The 13,039-nt window shown below is 68.2% G+C and carries 14 protein-coding genes; 4 read left to right on the top strand and 10 right to left on the bottom strand.

Annotated features, from left to right (window positions below; all coding sequences use genetic code 11):
• Nucleotides 1–9 precede the first annotated feature (9 nt).
• Nucleotides 10–885 carry a serine hydrolase gene (locus tag HDC31_RS07550; RefSeq protein WP_058630515.1) on the top strand — a complete coding sequence of 292 codons (876 nt, stop codon included), beginning with the start codon at nt 10–12 and terminating at the stop codon, nt 883–885.
• Between the two features lie 4 nt (nt 886–889).
• Here the strand turns inward: HDC31_RS07550 and efeB are convergent, their stop codons facing one another.
• From efeB to efeU, 3 genes are read right to left on the bottom strand one after another with little or no spacing between them, the layout of a single operon-like run.
• On the bottom strand, nt 890–2,194 hold the full coding sequence (efeB, locus tag HDC31_RS07545; RefSeq protein ID WP_179515949.1) for an iron uptake transporter deferrochelatase/peroxidase subunit: 1,305 nt from the start codon (nt 2,192–2,194) through the stop codon (nt 890–892).
• A 37-nt stretch (nt 2,195–2,231) separates the two neighbouring features.
• The gene (gene efeO, locus HDC31_RS07540; RefSeq protein ID WP_113681782.1) at nt 2,232–3,464 is read right to left on the bottom strand and encodes an iron uptake system protein EfeO; all 1,233 of its coding nucleotides are present in this window, start codon (nt 3,462–3,464) and stop codon (nt 2,232–2,234) included.
• The gene (efeU, locus tag HDC31_RS07535; RefSeq protein WP_113681783.1) at nt 3,461–4,405 is read right to left on the bottom strand and encodes an iron uptake transporter permease EfeU; all 945 of its coding nucleotides are present in this window, start codon (nt 4,403–4,405) and stop codon (nt 3,461–3,463) included. The genes efeO and efeU overlap by 4 nt, the downstream gene beginning before the upstream one ends.
• A 151-nt stretch (nt 4,406–4,556) precedes the next feature.
• Between efeU and HDC31_RS07530 the strand changes: the two genes are divergently transcribed.
• Entirely contained in the window at nt 4,557–5,561 is a 1,005-nt protein-coding gene (locus HDC31_RS07530) for an isopenicillin N synthase family oxygenase (protein ID WP_058630512.1), read from the top strand.
• 6 nt (nt 5,562–5,567) lie between these two features.
• Here HDC31_RS07530 and HDC31_RS07525 read toward each other — a convergent pair whose 3' ends face one another.
• The 3 genes from HDC31_RS07525 to rpsO all read right to left on the bottom strand — a co-directional run bounded on the left by HDC31_RS07525 (nt 5,568) and on the right by rpsO (nt 7,199).
• The gene (locus tag HDC31_RS07525; RefSeq protein ID WP_058630511.1) at nt 5,568–5,897 is read right to left on the bottom strand and encodes a transcriptional regulator; all 330 of its coding nucleotides are present in this window, start codon (nt 5,895–5,897) and stop codon (nt 5,568–5,570) included.
• Nucleotides 5,890–6,759: a hypothetical protein gene (locus HDC31_RS07520; RefSeq protein WP_061015466.1), complete on the bottom strand. Its 870-nt coding sequence runs from the start codon at nt 6,757–6,759 to the stop codon at nt 5,890–5,892. The genes HDC31_RS07525 and HDC31_RS07520 overlap by 8 nt, the downstream gene beginning before the upstream one ends.
• A gap of 170 nt (nt 6,760–6,929) precedes the next feature.
• Nucleotides 6,930–7,199 (bottom strand): 30S ribosomal protein S15, encoded by a 270-nt coding sequence (rpsO, locus tag HDC31_RS07515; RefSeq protein WP_017830938.1) that lies wholly within the window; start codon nt 7,197–7,199, stop codon nt 6,930–6,932.
• A 187-nt stretch (nt 7,200–7,386) separates the two neighbouring features.
• On the opposite strand from rpsO, the gene HDC31_RS07510 reads away from it, so the two are divergent.
• Entirely contained in the window at nt 7,387–8,679 is a 1,293-nt protein-coding gene (locus tag HDC31_RS07510) for an MFS transporter (RefSeq protein ID WP_179515948.1), read from the top strand.
• A gap of 32 nt (nt 8,680–8,711) precedes the next feature.
• On the opposite strand, the gene HDC31_RS07505 is transcribed toward HDC31_RS07510, so the two are convergent.
• The 4 genes from HDC31_RS07505 to HDC31_RS07490 form a co-directional block, all read right to left on the bottom strand.
• A complete protein-coding gene (locus tag HDC31_RS07505; protein WP_045265072.1) occupies nt 8,712–9,266 on the bottom strand; it encodes a YceI family protein in 555 nt (184 codons plus the stop codon).
• Nucleotides 9,267–9,446: 180 nt separating this feature from the next.
• Complete coding sequence (locus tag HDC31_RS07500; RefSeq protein ID WP_113681786.1) at nt 9,447–9,815, bottom strand: FKBP-type peptidyl-prolyl cis-trans isomerase; 369 nt, start codon at nt 9,813–9,815, stop codon at nt 9,447–9,449.
• 218 nt (nt 9,816–10,033) lie between these two features.
• Nucleotides 10,034–10,714 carry an alpha/beta fold hydrolase gene (locus HDC31_RS07495; protein WP_061015468.1) on the bottom strand — a complete coding sequence of 227 codons (681 nt, stop codon included), beginning with the start codon at nt 10,712–10,714 and terminating at the stop codon, nt 10,034–10,036.
• A 49-nt stretch (nt 10,715–10,763) separates the two neighbouring features.
• Nucleotides 10,764–11,966 (bottom strand): PrsW family intramembrane metalloprotease, encoded by a 1,203-nt coding sequence (locus HDC31_RS07490; protein WP_258546545.1) that lies wholly within the window; start codon nt 11,964–11,966, stop codon nt 10,764–10,766.
• Between the two features lie 202 nt (nt 11,967–12,168).
• Here HDC31_RS07490 and HDC31_RS07485 point away from each other — a divergent pair, with 202 nt between their 5' ends.
• Complete coding sequence (locus tag HDC31_RS07485; protein ID WP_058630507.1) at nt 12,169–13,038, top strand: fumarylacetoacetate hydrolase family protein; 870 nt, start codon at nt 12,169–12,171, stop codon at nt 13,036–13,038.
• Nucleotide 13,039 lies beyond the last annotated feature (1 nt).

Raw genomic sequence — 13,039 nt, 5'->3', positions numbered from 1 at the left:
CTCGAAGGCGTGAGCCGCGCACAGACCGTCCGAGACCGCATCGTCGAACGCATCGAGGAGACGGACTTCGGCGCTCACGGGCTGCACGTCCGCGTCGCCACCGAGACCGCTGAACATCGCTGGACCGACGACGTGCGGGAGGACGTCCACTCCATCGCGAAAGGTGTCTGCGTTCTGGCTGCGGGAATGGCAGCCGACGAGGGCGCGGTGTCGCTCGACGTGCCCGTCGGCATCTACCTCCCCGACTTCGAGCTGGGAGATGGCGTCGAGGACGTCACGCTGCGGGATCTGCTCTCGATGACCAGCGGGATCGATCTGCCGTGGTCCGAGACGCTGCTGACGGACTGGCCGGACCTGGCCCGCGAGTTCCTGCGACGCCCGTCGAGCGGACGCTCGTTCCAGTACTCGAACGCGAGCACGTACACCGCCATGGCCGCGCTCGCCGCGCGCGTCGGAGATGTCGGCGAATACCTCGACGCCCGACTGTTCCGACCGCTCGGCATCGATGACGTGGAATGGGAGCGCAGCCCTCAGGGTCGCATCGCCGCGGGAGGGGGCCTGCCCCTGCGCACCGATGAGCTGGCGCGCCTCGGCCTGTTCATCAGGGAACGCGGCGCGTGGGAGGGCCGACAGCTGATCGCCCCAGAATGGACCGACGCGATGCACACGCAATGGCGGGTCGCCGGCGAGAGCGCGGACTACGATCGCTACGCCCTTGCAGGATGGGGCGGCCCCGGGCCGGCGTGGAGACTTCACGGCGCCTACGGCCAACTGCTCATCTTCCTCGACGACGCCGTGGTGACCATCACGGCCGACGATCACTTCGGCGCCGATGCCATCGCTGCGTTCGCGGTGGAGACGCTCACGAGCACACGCGAGCCGTGACAGCTCAGGCGAACAGCGCGGCTCCCACGTAGGACCCCGGCTTCGCGCCCGCCGGCACCGCCCAGACGCCCGAACCGACATGGCGGATGTACTCGTTCATGAGGTCGGTCGACAACCGCCGCTGCAACGCGATGAACTGCGCGGGGTCGCGCTGATACGAGAGGAAGAACAGCCCGGCGTCGAGCCGACCGAGCTCGTTGTTGCCGTCGACGTAGTTGTAGCCGCGGCGGAGGATGCGGATGCCGTCGTTGTGTTCCGGGTGCGCGAGGCTCATGTGACTGTCGGCGTCGATCGCCTTGCCGTGGAAGTCCGGAGCGGTGAACTCATCGCCGCCGGAGAGCGGTGCACCCTCGCCCTTGTCGCGGCCGATGATCGTGTCCTGCTCGGAGAGCCGCACCCGGTCCCAGGTCTCGATGAGCATCGCGATCTTCCGGGCCACGAGATAGGAGCCACCGGCCAGCCACGCCGGCTCGTCCTTCGCGGCGACCCAGACGTGATCCCTCAGCGCCTCGGTGTCGTCGGCGAGGATGTTCGCGGTGCCGTCCTTGAATCCGAAGAGGTTGCGCGGGGTCGCCTGCGTCGCCGTGGTGCGCGACGTCTTGCCGAAGCCGAGCTGCGACCAGCGCAGGCGCGCGCGGCCGAACGCGATGCGACTGAGGTTGCGGATGGCGTGCACCGCCACCTGGGGGTCGTCGGCACAGGCCTGGACACAGAGGTCACCGTGAGAGGTCTGAGGATCGAGGTCGTCGCCGAGGAAGGCGGGCAGACGCTCCAGCCCCGCCGGCCGCTGCGCGGCGATGCCGTACCGGTCACCGTCCTCGTTCTCGAAGAGACCGGGTCCGAAGCCGAACGTGATCGTGAGTCCTGCAGCGGGCAGACCCAGCGCCTCTCCCGTATCGTCCGGAGGCGCCTCGGCCGGTCCGCCGACCGCGCCGGTCGCGCTGACCTCGAGTCCTTGCGCCATGCGCGACGCCGCATACGACCAGTCCTGCAGCAGGGAGATCAGGTCATCGCGGTCGGTGCGCGGCATCATGTCGAAGCTGGCGAAGTGCAGATGGTCCTGCACCGGAGTGGTGATGCCCGCCTGATGCTCTCCGAAGAAGTCGTAGGCCGAATGCGCGTCATCGGCAGCCCTGGCACGCCCCAGTGCGACTCCCCCGGTAAGGCCGGCGCCGGTCCCGACAGCGAGCCCCGCGACACTGCCACCGATGGCCAGCCCGAGAAGGCCGCGCCTGCTCAGTCCGGTCGGGGTGGATGCCCCGCCCGACGTCGATTCGCCGTGCGCGGCACCCGCTTCTGACTCGTTCACGTCCGTGATCGTATCCGGTGGGCCGACTCGACGCTGATCAGTCGAGGACCGTGCTGGTGAGCTGCGACAGCGGCTCGGCCAGGGCGTTGATCAGATCGGTGAACTCGCGCTTGTCGGCCTCGGTCAACTCCGAGTAGCCCACGAATCCGGCTGCGAGCGAACCGTGGGTCGCGAGCGAGTCCTCGAGGGCGGTGTAACCGGACTCGATCTCGGCGACCAGTTCCTTGCCCTGATCGCCCTGTGCGGCGGCGAACTCCTGCACGAGCGAGAACGCCATCTTGGAGCCCTCAACGTTTGCCGCGAAGTCGTACAGATCCGTGCCGGACCACCAGTCCTCCTCGCCGGAGATCTTGCCGGTCGCGACCTCATCGAGCAACGCGATCGCTCCGTTGGAGATGCCGCCGATGCCCTGGTCGTCGAGCGCGGTGGTGAAGTCGTCGGAGTGCACGTAGTCGTACAGCTCCTGCACGTCGGCGAGCAGCAGGTCGCCGTAATCGGCACGCTCTTCCGGTGTCGACGGCGCCCAGTCCTGCCACGCAGGGGTCTCACCGTCCGCGTTCAGCGCGTCCTGCGCAGGCACCCACAGATCCTTCTCGATGCGGTGGAAGCCCGTCCAATCGAGCTTCTCGGCGACGGCGTCGACCTCGCGGTAGTCGATGCGCGGGTCGAGGTCGCCCAGCGCCTCCGCGACGGGCTCGATGCGCTCGTAGAAGGCGCGAGTCTGCGGGAACAGGGTGCGGGCGGTCTCGTCGTCGCCGGACTCGTAGGCGGCGACGAAGTCCTCGACGGCGGGGACGAGCTGACCGACCTGATCCTTGACGAAGGCACCGTAGAGATCGACCGCCTTCTGCTTCTGCTCGGCATCGGGCCCGTCGACCGCGACACGGTCCCCGGTGACGGTGAACGCCGTCTTCCCGACGCCGTCGCCGACCATGCCCGGCTTGCAGAGGGTGAAGTAGTCGCCCGGCTGGGCGACCACGGTCAATGTGCGCGATGCTGCCGGTGCGATGTTCTCGACCTCACCCACGATGCGGAGCCCGTCCTCGGCGAGAAGGTAGAACTCCGTCACCTGACCGCTGTCGTTCTTGACGTCGAAGGTGAGAGTCCCGCTCTCGGCTGTCGACGCCGACACGGCGCAGTCGCTGTCGGTCGACGAGACGTCGAACGCCGCCGTGGCCTGTGCATCGCTCTTCGCGACGCAGCCGCTGAGGACGAGCGCCGCGGCGCCGGTGGCGGCCAGCACCCCCAGGATCCGGTGCGAGGTGGTCATGCTGCTCCTTGAGGTGAGAGGGAGGGAGATGTCGATGAGGGCTCCGTCGGGCTCTGCGGCTTCGCCGCGCGGCTCGAGCGGAGGCCGCGGATGTACAGCCATCCGACGACGGAGATGTAGAGGACCCAGGCGACGACCTGCAACCAGGTCATCGCCGGCATGAATCCGATGGTCGCCTGCAGGATCGAGGCGAGAGGGCCGCCCGGGGCGATCGTCGCCGACACGTCGAATGCCCAGCCGAAGGGGAAGGCCGCCCATCCGACGGCCACGCCCCCGGTCACCGCATCGATCGGGGCCAGAGCGGTGAACGGGCCAGGGAGCGCTCCGGCCTCTTGGAGGTCCATGAGCGCGTAGGCGAGGACACCGGCGGCGACGATCACCAGGAAGCCCCCCGTCCAGGCGAAGAAGCGGCGGAGATCGAGTCGCAGCGCGCCGCGGGAGATCAGCCAGCCGATGATCACGGCAGCGATCAGTCCGAGCAGCGCGCCCAGCAGCGCCGAGGGGGCGTCTCCGAAGGACTGGACCATCGACCACAGCAACAGCGTGGTCTCGATACCCTCGCGCGCGACCGACACGAAGCCGATGGCGATCAGGGCCCAGAGCCCGCCGGCGGTGAGGGCGCGATCGATACCGCCCTCCAGCGTGGCCTTCATGCTGCGACCAGCGCGCTGCATCCAGAAGATCATCCAGGTCACCATGGTCACGGCGAGCAGCGAGAGACCTCCGCCGATCAGCTCCTGCGCCTGGAACGTCAGTTCGTACGCACCGAACGTGAGCACAGCTCCGATGCCGAGCGCCAGGACGATAGCGAGACCGACTCCTGCCCACATCTTCGGGAGGGCATCCTTCCGGCCGAGACGACGGAGGTAGGCGACGAGGATACCGACGACGAGCGCGGCTTCGAGACCCTCGCGGAGCCCGATGAGAAAAGTGGCGAGCACGGAAAACACTCTCTGCGGTGACTGAGGTAAGGCGGCCCTTACCGAAGGATGACTCTAGCACCGCGATCGACGTGCTCCGAACCCCGACGGCGGGAAGTAATGGATTGCAACACAGAGCACCCTCCCCGTCCAGGCGACGTAGCCTCGGTCCATGGCTGAACTCTCGCTCCCCGTCCTCGACCTCTCCCAGCTCGACGAAGGCCCCGACTCCGCCGCACGATTCCGTGAAGAACTGCGGGCCGCGACGCACGACGTCGGTTTCTTCTACCTCACCGGCACCGGGATCTCCCCCGAGCTCGAGGCCCGGCTCCATCAGGCGGCGCTCGACTTCTTCGCCCTGCCCGAAGAGGACAAGCTCGCGATCGAGAACGTGAACAGTCCGCATTTCCGCGGGTACACCCGAGTGGGCGGCGAGCGGACGCAGGGGAAGGTCGACTGGCGCGAGCAGATCGACATCGGCCCCGAGCGCGAACCCGTCGACGGCGGCCCCGCCTTCAACCGGCTCACCGGCCCCAACCTCTGGCCCGCAGCCCAGCCGGAGCTGAAGGAGATCGTCACGGAGTGGCACGACACCCTGACCGAGATCGCGCGCAAGCTTCTTCGCGCCTGGGCTGTCACTCTCGGCGCAGACGAGACCTACTTCGACGAGCCGTTCCGCGATCCGTCGACTCTGATCAAGATCGTGCGATACCCGGGCACGGACGAGCCGGAACCGCAGCAGGGCGTCGGAGCGCACAAGGATTCCGGTGTGCTGACGCTGCTGTGGGTCGAGCCCGGCAAGGGCGGACTCCAGGTCGAGCGTGACGGTGAGTGGGTCTCTGCTCCCCCGGTGCCCGGCGCCTTCGTCGTCAACATCGGCGAGCTGCTGGAGTACGCCACCGGCGGATACCTCAAGGCCACGAACCACCGTGTGATCTCACCGCGGGCACCGGAGGAGCGCATCTCGATCCCGTTCTTCTTCAACCCCGCGCTCGATCAGCAGCTGCCACTGCTCGAGCTCCCCGCTGACCTCGCTGCGCAAGCGACCGGAGTCACCGAGGATCCCGGCAATCCGATCCATGCGACCTACGGCGAGAACGCGCTCAAGTCTCGGCTTCGTGCGCACCCCGATGTCGCGGCGATCCATCACCCCGACCTCGTCGGCGCGACCGCCTGAGGGACGTCACAGTTCCGCCCCACCGCTGAGGGCGACGATCTCGCGCAGTGCCTGAAGGTGCGCGGCGAAGGCATCACGCCCCGCCTTCGTCGGACGCACCCAGGTGCGCGAGCGCCCCCCGACCGTGCCTTTGCGCGCGACCACATACCCGGCGGCCTGCAGGTGCGCGATCGCCTTGCTCAGGGGCGAGTCGCCGCACTGCAGCATCTCCCGCAGGGCTGAGAAGTCGAGCTCCATCCCGTCGCCCAGTCCGGCCATGAGGGAGAACCGGATCGGCGAGGCGAAGTTGTCGTCCAGCCGCGTGCGCGGGTGCGGGACGGAGGCGGACTCACGCACGTTCGCCGTGCCCCGCGACGAAGGAGACAGCCACGAACGACGCGATCACGCCGGCACCGGCACACACGCCGGCGATTCCTGGGTTGCCGAGGGATCCGGATCCCACGACGATGCCCACGGGTATGCAGGCGGCGACGAAGAAGACGGTGAGGTGCGGCCAGCGCCAGGACGCGCCGACTGCGGGGAGACCGAGCTCGGAGGCGGAGGCGGCGATCCACGCCACGAGGCACAGCATCACGAGCAGGGTGATGACGCTCCTCAGCACGTCGTCCGGCGATCCCGCGAGCATCGTCAGCACGGCGAACGCGACGCCGACGAGCACGGTGCCCCAACGAAGCCGACGCGGCAGCGGCCGGGGAGCCGGACGCGGACGACGCGGGTCACCCGCAGCCCGTATGAGCTGCACGACGCCATGCCCTCCGACTCCGACGAGCACGATGGCTGCCGGGATGAGCACCACCCCGACGGGAAGTCGCGTATCCAGAGCAGCGAACCCGAACACCACGAAGGCACCGATGACGATCACTGCGCCGCCGAGCAGCAGCGGCCACCGCGAGCGCGTCATCCGCCACTGCATACCCGTGCGCTGCGCCATCCCGGCGGACAGCTGCCCCCAGACCAGGAGAGTGAACAGCACGATCTGCGACGCCAGCACGTCGTCCTGCCGGAGGACGAGCGCGAAGGCGACGAAATACGCCGCCATGACCACGGCGTTGCCGATCTGCAGTCGGGCGAGAGCGCGTCGGTCGACGGCACGGTCACGCCGGTCCACCACCGCCTCCACCGTCTCGAGATAGCGCCGAGCGGTCTCCGGGTCCGGGGGCACCAGAGCGTCCTGACCTTCGATCGGCTTCTGCTCCATGACGACCTCCCCCGCTTTCCAGGTGGAAAGCTCTATGACTTTCCTATCGGAAAGTCAGGCGGGTGGCAACCGGCACCGCTACGCACGCGGGCACGACGAAGGCCGCCCCACACCGTGGGACGGCCTTCTCAAGAATGTTCTGCGCGATTGAACGCAGGGGTCGCGGTGCCTTAGCGGCGAAGTCCGAGACGCTCGATCAGCGAGCGGTAGCGCGCGATGTCGATGTCCTGGAGGTAGCCGAGCAGACGACGGCGCTGACCCACGAGCAGGAACAGACCACGACGCGAGTGGTGGTCGTGCTTGTGCTCCTTCAGGTGCTCGGTGAGGTCCTTGATGCGCTGCGTCAGCATCGCGACCTGCACCTCGGGGGATCCGGTGTCACCGGGGTGCGTCGCGTACTCTTCGATGATCGCCTTCTTGACGTCTGCTTCCAGTGCCATAGATTCGATCCCCTTTCAGCTTGTTGCGCGGCGCCCGACGCCTGATGCGTGGGCTCTCTTTATCCGCGGCCGATCAAACGGCAACCTGACGAGTCTACCAGTCGTCGGCTCGCTCGGGTGACACGGGCACCGAAGGGATGTCGGCGGTGGTCAACTAGTCTCGAACCGTGCAGAAGCAGTCCGAAGCGTGACCCCCAGACGCGGTCATCTGATCGACCTCTCCCCTCTCGCATCCAGCCCCGCATTCGCCCGGATGTGGATCGGCTCGACCCTGGCGGGCATCGGCGGCCAGCTCACCATCGTGACGGTCATGCTGCACGTGTTCGAGCTCACGCAGAACACCTTCGCCGTCTCCATGATCGCCGTCGCCGGACTGGTACCCATGATCCTCGCCGGCCTGTACGGCGGGATGCTCGCCGACGCGTTCGACAGGCGCCGGGTAGCACTCATCGCCGCCACCGTCACCTTCGCCTCCACAGCGCTCCTGGCCGCGCTCACCTGGACGGGCACGGAGACGATCTGGTGGCTGTACGCCCTGAGCATGATCAACTCGGCCGCCAACTCCGTGGGCATGGCGACGCGCACCGCCATCGTCCCGCGTCTCATCCCGCGGGAAAAGCTCGCCGCGGCGTCGGCACTCAACGGCGTCGCCTTCGGGCTCACCGTCATGGCGGGTCCCGCGCTGGCTGGCCTCCTCGTGGCCCTCACCGGCTACGGATGGACCTACACGATCGACGTGGTGCTGATGCTGTCGATGTTCCTCGGGCTGTGGACGCTGCCGGCGTTGCGCCCGGAGGGCGAGGTCGTCCGCCCCGGACTCGAGTCTCTGGTCGACGGCTGGCGGTTCCTCCGCAGGGCCGGCAACATCCGCATGCAGTACATCATCGACATCATCGCGATGACGTTCGGACAGCCGCTCGTGCTGTTCCCGGCGCTCGGCACGGTTCTCCTCGGCGGCGGAGCACTGACCACCGGCATCCTGACGGCCGCGGTCGCCGTCGGGACCTTCACCTCGAGTCTGTTCTCCGGCCGCGTCGTGCAGTACCGCTGGCACGGTCGAGGGATCGCGAGAGCCGTCGAGGCTTACGGCGCATCGATCCTGCTCTTCGGCGCCGTGCTGCTCATCGGCGCGCTCTCCGCACCGGCGAGCGAGGTCGAGCCACACGTGGGCCTCATCATCGCCGCGTGCATCGCACTGGCGCTCTCCGGCGCCTCCGACAACGTCAGCTCGATCTACCGCAACACGATGATGCAGGCCGCCGTGCCCGACGCGATGCGCGGACGCCTCCAGGGACTCTTCGTCGTCGTCGTCGCCGGCGGCCCCCGCGTCGGGGCGCTGTACGCGGGGACGCTCGCGACACTGACGAGCCTCTGGTTCCCGCCCATGCTCGGCGGCTTCCTGGTGATCGCTCTGGTGGCGACGCTCGCCCGCCGCAGCCGTCGTTTCCACGACTACGACGCAGAGAACCCCGAGCCCTGACGGGCCCGGGGTTCCGGTCTCTATCCGACGCGTCAGTCCTGCTGCAGCGCGCCCTGGAGGTCGAGGCTGATGGTCACGTCCTTGCCGACGAGAACGCCGCCGGTCTCGAGCGCAGCGTTCCAGGTCAGGCCGAAGTCCTCGCGGTTGATGACCGTCTTGGCGGATGCGCCGGCCTTGTAGTTGCCCCACGGGTCGCTGCCGAATCCGCCGAAGTCGAGCTCGAAGGTCACCGGCTTCGTGATGCCGCGGATGGTGAGGTCGCCGTCCACGAACAGGTCGCCGCCCTCGGCGCGTGCGCCGGTCGAGACGAACTCCATGGTCGGGAAGTTCTCGGTGTCGAAGAAGTCGGCGGAACGGAGGTGCTGGTCGCGGCCCTCGTCCTTGGTGTCGACCGACGTGACGTCGACGGATGCCTCGACCTTGGCCTCGAGAGGGTTCTCCGGAGCGATCAGGGTGGCGCTCTTGACGCCGAAGGTGCCACGCACCTTCGAGATCATCATGTGACGGACACTGAAGGTGACCTCGCTGTGCGAGGGGTCCAGGACCCAGGTGCCGGGACGGTAGCCGGGGATGTCGATGCTAGTCATTGCTTCTCCTCTGGAGACGTCAGCCGCAGCTGCGGCAAGGGACAGGGGCCGCGTTCACCGCGACCACTGTGACAACTTACATTCAGAAGCATGTATTCCCCTGAATGAAGAAACTTTTCCCGAACAGCACGAGGCGCCCCTCTCCCGAAGGAGCGGGGCGCCTCGTTGAGCGAGCCCGGATCAGCCGACGGCGACGAGATCGATGATGAAGATCAGGGTCTTGCCGGAGAGGAAGTGACCTCCGCCGACGGGGCCGTAGGCCAGGTGCGGCGGGATGATCAGCTCGCGGCGGCCACCCACCTTCATGCCGGGGATGCCGTCCTGCCAGCCCTGGATGAGACCCCGCAGCGGGAACTGGATGGTCTCACCACGGCCCCAGGAGGAGTCGAACTCTTCGCCGGAGTCGAACTCGACCCCCGCATAGTGCACGGTGACGGTGTCGCCGGGCTTCGCCTCGGAACCGTCACCCTCGATGATGTCGCGGATGACGAGGTCCGCGGGCGCAGGGCCGGTGGGGGCGTCGAACTCAGGCTTTGTGCGATCAGTCATACGTCCATCAAACCCGAGCGCGATGGACCGGGTCAACGCACCGGCACCTGCTCACAGCGAACACCTCGCAACTTCACCGAGGCGCCGGGGGAAGAAGCTCTTGACACTCGCGCGGGGCCGGGTGCACCCTGTTTACAGATCAACTCAGCGCCCGGGAGACTCGCAGGCATCGCCGCAGCACCGGGCGCTGAGTCTTGCCACAGGCCCGCGCTCCGCGGTCACCCGGCGTCTCCGCACAGCAGGTCTGCGATCTCCACGGGGTGGCTCAGCATCGCGCAGTGACCACCCGGGAGTTCATCCGCGGTCAGCCCGAGGCGGGTCGCAGCCAGGTCGCGCAGGAACCCTGAGGGGAAGAAGCGGTCGTCCGAGAACACCACCACTCGCGTCGACACGTCGGGCCACTCCCGAAGCGGCCACGGCCGCTCCATCGCCTCCTGCGACGGGTGCGCGCGCTCGCGCCGCAATGCCTCCTCTGCAAGCGCGCGCGGGACGCCGTTGTAAAAGCTGACGAGCGGATCCGCATTGCCGGTCAGCCCTCCGTCCTGCGCGGATCGGGACGCGGAAGCGACCGTGTACCCGGAGTTCTCCCACCACTGACTCGGGGACTCGTCCGGCGTGGGGATCATGCCAGCGAACAGGACGAGCTCATCGGCGGCGAGCTGTGCAGCGACCAGGGGCGCGGTGAACGCCCCGAAGGAGTGCCCGACGACCGTCACCTCCCGGCGTGCACCGACGATGTCCACGACCGCTTCGGCATAGTCCTCGAGCGTGAGGGTGTCGTCGTCGGCGGGCAGGTCAGGGGCGAACACCGCGTGACCACGCCTGCGCAGCTCGGCTGCCACGAGATGCCACGACCAGCCGACGTCACCACCGCCGTGGATCACGACGAACGTCCTCATCCGCCACCGCCCTTCCTTGCCAGAAGAGTACGCCGGCCGCGGCCGCACGTCAGTAGGCCAGGAGAGCCGCCCTCGTGGCCCTGGTGCGGATCAGCAGCGCACGCTCGTCGTTGACGGCCATCGGGTCGCGTCCCGTGATAGCCCGCTGCCGGACGGAGGCGAGCTCGGTCGCGTCCTTGATGAACGCCCGCATCAGCGGACGCCGGTCGCCGCGCAGCTGGGATGCCCACGCGAGACCCACCTTGCGTCCGCCGGGTGTGGCCAGCATCGTGACTTCCTCCGGGGTGAACCACCCCGCAGCGGCGTAGTCCTCCAGGCGGGCTCTCGTGAGTCGCGCCTCCTCCCGTCGCAGCGCGACGATGCCCAGGATGAAACCGATGAACAGCGGCACCTGGAGAGTGAAGTAGAGCCCGAAGAAGTCCGCGAAGGTCGCTGACCCGTTCCAGAGCGCGTGCAGCAGGATCGCTCCGACCAGACCCAGTGCTCCGGCTCCGGCCGCAGCCCGCGCCGAGCCGTGGCGACGAGCGACCATGCCGATCGCGAAACCGGTGATCGCGGTGAACATGGCGTGAGCGAAGGGCGAGAGGAGTCCGCGCACGACGAAGGTCACGGTCAGCTGCTCTCCCCCGCCCTCGATCAAGCTCACCCCGAAGTACTGGATGTTCTCGGTGAAGGCGAAGCCCGCACCGACCAGGGCTCCGTAGACGATGCCGTCGACAGGACCGTCGAACGCCCGACGGGCGAGCAGGAAGATGAGGAAGACGCCGAGGCCCTTCCAGAGCTCCTCCACGACAGGTGCCTGCACGACAGCACCGAACTCCTCAGACCGGATGCCGAACAGGAGCGTGAGCGCCGTGTCGACCAGCAGCGTGAGCCCGACCGCGGCCACCGCACCCCAGGCGATCGCGAATGCGACGAGCCGCTTGGGCTCGGGCTCCCAGCGATCGATCAGCCGGACGCCGAGGAACACGATCGTGAGCGGGATGAGCGCGAGGACCAGACCGACCACGGAGGCGAAGGATCCGAGCGCCCACACGAAGTAGCCCACGAGCGCGATCAGCAGGAAACCGAGCACGCCGAAGAGCCAGAGCGATATCGTGCGGCCCTTCCTCGTCGGCACGGGCAGAGCGGGAAGCGACTCCGCGGGCGATGGGGCGACCGGAGCCGGCGGCGTGTACGGAGTCGGCTGCGCGAGAGGAGAGGCGTAGCCCGCGACAGACCTCCTCGCAGCGGTCGGCGGCGTCGAGGCCACGGGATAAGCGGGTGAGTAGGGAGGCGGCGGTGTCGGTCCGGACGTCGGCTGCGACGCGGGCGGAGGAGCATACGGCGAGGGCTGCTGCGGCTGGGTCGGTCCTCCGGAACTCATAGGCAAAGCTTATGGGCACAACGTCGATGGTCCGGATATGGCGACGCCCTCCACCCGGCTACCTGCACCCACCCGGTAGCGTAGGAGCATGCGGTTCGCTCACCTGCGCCGTCCTGACTCCCCCCACGCGGCTCTCGCCGTGGTCGAGGGATCGGACGCCATTCTCGTCTCTGACCTCCTGACAGACCCTCCTGCCACCCTGCAGCAGCTGATCGAGGGAGGAGAATCGGCTCTCGACGCTCTTCGCGGGGCCCTGGAGAACGGCTCAGCCCCGCGGCACCCGCTCGACGGGTGGGCCTTCGACTCCGCGGTGCTCACTCCCCCCGCAGTGCTGGCCGTCGGCCTCAACTACGCCGCCCACTCGAGCGAGCTGGGGTTGAAGACGGACGCCGCGCCGACGGTCTTCACCCTGTGGCCGAACTCGCTCACCGGTCACGACCAGACCACGTCGTGGCCGCGCGCTCTGAGCGAAGCCGTCGACTACGAAGCCGAGCTCGGCGTGCTCATCGGCACCCCCGCCAAGGACGTCGCCGAGGCCGATGCCCTGACGCACGTCTGGGGCTACACGGTGGTGAACGACATCACGGCCAGGAACATCCAGTTCTCCGAGGCGCAGTGGTCCCGCTGCAAGTCGTTCGACGGATTCACTCCGACCGGGCCCTTCGCCGTGACCGCCGACGAGGTGGCAGACCCGCAGGACCTCCACATCTGGACCGTCGTGGACGGCCACACCGTGCAGGACGCGAGCACCGACCAGATGGTCCGGTCGGTCGCGAAGCTCATCGCCCACCTCTCGCAGTCGCTCACGCTGCTCCCCGGCACCCTGATCTCGACCGGCAGCCCCGGCGGTGCCGGATACTCACGCGACCCGCAGATCTTCCTCCGCGACCACTCCACCGTGACCGTCGGCATCGACGGCATCGGCGAGTTGACCACGCACTGCCGGATCACCGACTGAG

Source organism: Microbacterium sp. JAI119 (assembly GCF_013410135.1).
GTDB lineage: Bacteria > Actinomycetota > Actinomycetes > Actinomycetales > Microbacteriaceae > Microbacterium > Microbacterium oxydans.
This window is presented reverse-complemented; position numbering and strand designations above follow the sequence as displayed.

Coding starts and splice junctions, on each gene's coding strand:
- efeO (WP_113681782.1), bottom strand. CDS start 3,464: ATGACCACCTCGCACCGGATCCTGGGGGTGCTGGCCGCCACCGGCGCC.
- HDC31_RS07530 (WP_058630512.1), top strand. CDS start 4,557: ATGGCTGAACTCTCGCTCCCCGTCCTCGACCTCTCCCAGCTCGACGAA.
- HDC31_RS07520 (WP_061015466.1), bottom strand. CDS start 6,759: ATGGAGCAGAAGCCGATCGAAGGTCAGGACGCTCTGGTGCCCCCGGAC.
- rpsO (WP_017830938.1), bottom strand. CDS start 7,199: ATGGCACTGGAAGCAGACGTCAAGAAGGCGATCATCGAAGAGTACGCG.
- HDC31_RS07505 (WP_045265072.1), bottom strand. CDS start 9,266: ATGACTAGCATCGACATCCCCGGCTACCGTCCCGGCACCTGGGTCCTG.
- HDC31_RS07500 (WP_113681786.1), bottom strand. CDS start 9,815: ATGACTGATCGCACAAAGCCTGAGTTCGACGCCCCCACCGGCCCTGCG.
- HDC31_RS07495 (WP_061015468.1), bottom strand. CDS start 10,714: ATGAGGACGTTCGTCGTGATCCACGGCGGTGGTGACGTCGGCTGGTCG.
- HDC31_RS07485 (WP_058630507.1), top strand. CDS start 12,169: ATGCGGTTCGCTCACCTGCGCCGTCCTGACTCCCCCCACGCGGCTCTC.